This window comes from Bacillus sp. LR--39, assembly GCF_053613335.1.
This window is the reverse complement of the sequence record NZ_JBSIOT010001248.1, coordinates 1-590: the sequence shown is the minus strand read 5'-3', so window position 1 is coordinate 590 and position 590 is coordinate 1. Positions and strand designations below refer to the sequence as shown.

Sequence of the window (590 nt, the reverse complement as noted above, 5' to 3'; positions counted from 1 at the left end):
GACGGGGCTGTCTGCCGTCTATGATACAATCATCGAGCTGGCCGCCGTTAAAGTAAAAGGCGGGGAAATCATCGAACGCTTTGAAAGGTTTGCCAACCCGCATCGACCTTTATCGGCTACGATCATCGAGCTGACGGGGATTACCGATGATATGCTGAAAGATGCGCCCGAAGTCGAAGAGGTCATCCGCGATTTTAAAGAATGGGTCGGTGATCACACGCTTGTCGCTCACAATGCAAGCTTTGACATCGGCTTCATCAATGTCGCCTATAAGCGCCTGCTGAATTCGGAGAAAGTGCAGAACCCGGTCATTGACACGCTTGAGCTGGGCCGTTTTCTTTATCCGGAATTCAAAAACCACAGGCTGAATACGCTTTGTAAAAAGTTTGACATCGAGCTCACCCAGCATCACAGGGCGATTTATGATACCGAAGCGACGGGTTATCTCCTTGTGAAAATGCTGAAAGATGCGGCCGAAAAAAATATCCTGTACCACGATCAGCTGAATGAAAATATGGGGCAGTCCAATGCCTATCAGCGTTCAAGGCCATATCACGCGACACTTTTGGCGGTTAATGAGACAGGCTTGA

The 590-nt window shown here is 49.0% G+C and carries 1 protein-coding gene; it reads left to right on the top strand.

The window, feature by feature from the left end; genetic code table 11:
• Positions 1 to 590 (top strand): exonuclease domain-containing protein (locus ACWHAR_RS29745; protein ID WP_452088772.1); only part of this gene is annotated, 590 nt, incomplete at both ends.